This window comes from Ramlibacter sp. (assembly GCF_035706265.1).
In the GTDB taxonomy this organism is placed as follows: domain Bacteria; phylum Pseudomonadota; class Gammaproteobacteria; order Burkholderiales; family Burkholderiaceae_C; genus Ramlibacter.
In genome coordinates this window covers 1-3,581 of sequence record NZ_DASSVG010000402.1, presented here as the reverse complement: position 1 = coordinate 3,581, position 3,581 = coordinate 1, and the positions used below count along the sequence as shown (strand labels likewise).

The window sequence follows — 3,581 nt, the reverse complement described above, 5'->3', positions numbered from 1 at the left end:
GTGGTGCGGTCCAGCCCCAGCTCCTCGGCGAGCGAGCCCTGGTCGAGCTCGCCGCGGAAGGCGAGCGCGGTGAGCAGGCCGTACTGCACCGGGGTGAGGCTCGCCTCGCGGCATTCTTCCAGGAACAGCGCGCAATGGATCTGATGCAGGCGGCGGATCAGGTAGCCCGGCCGCGTCCACAGCGGCAGGCGCGGCTCGCGGCGCGGAGGGGATTTCATGGCGCGCGAGTCTAGCGTATCCGCGTGCCGCAGCGCGGCGCAGCTTGCGCGGCAGGTTCGTGAAGGGCAGCTTTCGGCCTTGCAGGCCGTCGAAGATTGCCTCGGAACGATCCAGAGGCTGCAGCCCAGGCTGAAGGCGTTCGTCACGGTGTGCGCGGACGAGGCGCGCGCGCAGGCGAGGGAGATCGACCGCAGGCGCGCCGCCGGCGAGAAGCTCGGCCCGCTCGCCGGCGTGCCGGTGTCCGTGAAGGACATCCTCAACACCAAGGGCGTACGCACCGCGTGGGGCTCTCGCCTCATGGAGCACAACGTCCCGGCCGCCGACCACGTCGCGGTGGCGCGGCTGAAGGACGCCGGCGCGGTGATCCTGGGCAAGACCACCACGCCCGAGTTCGCCTACAAGCTGCTCACCGATTCGCCCATCTCCGGCATCACGCGCAACCCGTGGAACGCCGAGCTGACCGCCGGCGGCTCCTCCGGCGGCTCGGCCGCCGCGGTGGCCGCGGGCATGGGCCCGCTCTCGCTCGCCACGGACGCAGGGGCCTCGACGCGCCTGCCCGCCGCCTGCTGCGGCATCCTCGGCCTCAAGCCCACCCTCGGGCGCGTGCCGCACGACCAGGTGCCCGACGCCTTCAACAGCTTCATCCACCTCGGCCTCATGGCGCGCACGGTGGAGGACTGCGAGCTGATGCTGCAGGCCGTAGCCGGTCCGCATCCGTCGGATCCCTATTCGTTTTTGTCTTTTGAACAGAAACAAAGCAAAAACCCGCGTATCGAATGGCGCCCGCTCCTCGGCAACACGCTGTTGGACGACGAGGTGCGCGAGCAGTGCGAGGCGGCGCTGGCGGTGCTGCGCGAGGCGGGCGCCGAGGTGCGCGAGGTGGACGAGCCGTTCGAGAACGCCGAGGCGCCCTGGCGCGTGCTGCAGCAGTCGAACTGGGCGGCGCGCTTCTACGCCAAGCTCGCCGAGGTGGAGCCGAAGATCGAGCCGGGCTTCGCCGAAGGCATCCGCGCGGGCGGCGGCTATACCGGGCAGCAGCTGCTCGCCGCCACGGTGAAGCGCACCGAGCTCTTCCGCAAGGTGCAGGCCTGGTTCGCGCGCTGCGACCTGGTCGCCACGCCGACCCTGAGCCGGCCCGCCCTTTCGGCGACGCACCGGGTCGACGAGCCGATCACGGTGAACGGCAAGCCGGCGGGCGACATGCGCGTCGCGTGGGCGCCTTACCTCAACGTCTTCAACCTGACCGGCCACCCGGCGCTCAGCGTGCCGGCGGGCTTCACGCGCGCCGGCCTGCCGGTCGGGCTGCAGCTGGTGGCGCGCTGGCACGCGGAGGCCGACCTTTTCGCCGCGGCGCGGCTCATCGAGAAAGCCCGCCCCTGGGCGACCCGTTTCCCGCCGGAGGCGGCTTGAAAAGGCTCCTGCCCCTCATCAAGGCAGTGGATGCGTTGAGCTCCGCGGCGGGCTGGCTCGCCACCTGGGCGGTGCTGTTCGCCTGCATGGTGAGCGCCGGCAACGCCGTCGTGCGCTACGCCTTCGACGTGGGCTCGAACGCCTGGCTCGAGCTGCAGTGGTATTTCTTCGCGGTGGTCGTGCTGTTCGGCGCGTCCAAGACGCTGCGCCTGAACGGCCACGTGCGCGTCGACATCCTCTACGGCATGCTCACGCCGCGCCGCCAGGTATGGCTCGACCTCGTGTGCCTGGGCCTGTTCCTGATGCCGGCGGCGGTGCTGCTTACCGGCATGTCGTGGACGCTGTTCGCGGAGTCCTGGAGCATCAACGAGGTTTCGTCCAACGCCGGCGGGCTGCTGCGCTGGCCGGTGAAGCTGGTGCTGCCGCTGGGCTTCGCGCTGCTCGCGCTGCAGGGGCTGGCCGAGATGGCGCGCCGCGCGGCGATGCTCGCCGGGGCGATTCCCCTTTCCACGCAGTACGAGCGCCCGCCGGCCTAGGACGCCCATGGCCGAGTACATGCCCCCCATCATGTTCGCCGGGCTGATCGTGTTCCTGCTGATCGGCTTCCCGGTGGCGTTCTCGCTCGCGGCGCTCGGCCTGTCCTTCGGCTTCGTCAGCATCCAGCTCGGCCTGTTCTCGCCCGAGTTCCTGTCGAACCTGCCGCTGCGCGTGTTCGGCATCGTCTCGAACGACCTGCTGCTGGCGATCCCGTTCTTCACCTTCATGGGCACGATCCTCGAGCGCACCGGCCTGGCCGAGGACCTGCTCGAGAGCACCGGGCAGCTCTTCGGCAGCGTGCCCGGCGGCCTCGCCTACGCGGTGATCATCGTCGGCGCCATCTTCGGCGCCATCTCGGGCACCATCGCCGCGTCGGTCATCGCGATGGGCATGATCGCCCTGCCGGCGATGCTGCGCTACGGCTACCAGGCCAAGACCGCCACCGGGGTGATCGCCGCGACCGGCACCATCACGCAGCTGGTGCCGCCCTCGCTCACGCTGCTGGTGCTCGCCGACCAGCTCGGCAAGCCGGTGGGCGACATGTACGCCGGCGCCATCGGCCCTTCGCTGGCGCAGACTCTGATCTTCATCCTGTATATCGCCGTGCTGTCCCTGGTGCGGCCGCACTGGGTGCCGCCGCTGCCCCCGGCGGCGCGCACGCTGCGCGGCTGGGCGCTGGCGCGGCGCGTGGTCGCCGGCGTGGTGCCCGCGCTCGGGCTGATCTTCCTGGTGCTGGGCACCATATTCCTGGGCCTCGCCACCGCCACCGAGGCGGGCGCCATGGGCGCGGTGGGCGCGATGTTCCTCGCCGCGCTGCGCGGCCGCCTGACCCGCCAGCTCATCTGGCAGGGCATGGAGACCACCATGCGCCTCACCGCCATGGTGATCTTCATCCTGGTGGGCGCGACCGTGTTCTCGCTCGTGTTCCAGGGCGTCTACGGCCCGCACTGGGTGGAAGGCCTGCTGGGCGAGCTGCCCGGCGGCCAGGTCGGCTTCCTGGTGGTGGTGAGCCTGTTCGTGTTCGTGCTCGCCTTCTTCCTCGATTTCTTCGAGATCGCCTTCATCATCGTGCCGCTGCTCGCGCCGGTGGCGCAGAAGCTGGGCATCGACCTCATCTGGTTCGGCGTGCTGCTGTGCGTGCTGCTGCAGACGTCGTTCATGCACCCGCCGTTCGGCTTCGCGCTGTTCTACCTGCGCGGCATCACGCCGCCGAAGATCCGCACCTCCGAGATCTACTGGGGCGCGCTGCCCTGGGTCGGGCTGCAGCTCTTCATGGTGGCGCTGGTGATCGCGCTGCCGCAGCTCGTCACGCTGTTCTTCGAGCCGGCGGCGGCGGTCGACATGCAGAAAGCCGGCAAGGACGTGCTGCAGCAGATCGAGCGGGCGCTGGATCCGGGGGCACAACAGTAGGCATC

The 3,581-nt window shown here is 70.3% G+C and carries 3 protein-coding genes and 1 pseudogene; 3 read left to right on the top strand and 1 reads right to left on the bottom strand.

Going from position 1 to position 3,581, the window contains the following annotated elements:
- Positions 1–218, bottom strand: a pseudogene (locus VFM98_RS14460) (MarR family transcriptional regulator); the annotation flags it as partial.
- Positions 219–297: 79 nt separating this feature from the next.
- On the opposite strand from VFM98_RS14460, the gene VFM98_RS14455 reads away from it, so the two are divergent.
- From VFM98_RS14455 to VFM98_RS14445, 3 genes are read left to right on the top strand one after another with little or no spacing between them, the layout of a single operon-like run.
- The gene (locus VFM98_RS14455; RefSeq protein ID WP_325110612.1) at positions 298–1,629 is read left to right on the top strand and encodes an amidase; all 1,332 of its coding nucleotides are present in this window, start codon (positions 298–300) and stop codon (positions 1,627–1,629) included.
- Complete coding sequence (locus VFM98_RS14450) at positions 1,626–2,165, top strand: TRAP transporter small permease subunit (RefSeq protein WP_325110611.1); 540 nt, start codon at positions 1,626–1,628, stop codon at positions 2,163–2,165. Before VFM98_RS14455 ends, VFM98_RS14450 begins: the two co-directional genes overlap by 4 nt.
- A gap of 19 nt (positions 2,166–2,184) precedes the next feature.
- The gene (locus tag VFM98_RS14445; protein ID WP_325110610.1) at positions 2,185–3,576 is read left to right on the top strand and encodes a TRAP transporter large permease subunit; all 1,392 of its coding nucleotides are present in this window, start codon (positions 2,185–2,187) and stop codon (positions 3,574–3,576) included.
- Positions 3,577–3,581 lie beyond the last annotated feature (5 nt).

Bases quoted from the DNA above. Each gene is read 5' to 3' on its own strand.
- VFM98_RS14445 (WP_325110610.1), top strand. From the start codon at position 2,185: ATGCCCCCCATCATGTTCGCCGGGCTGATCGTGTTCCTGCTGATCGGC.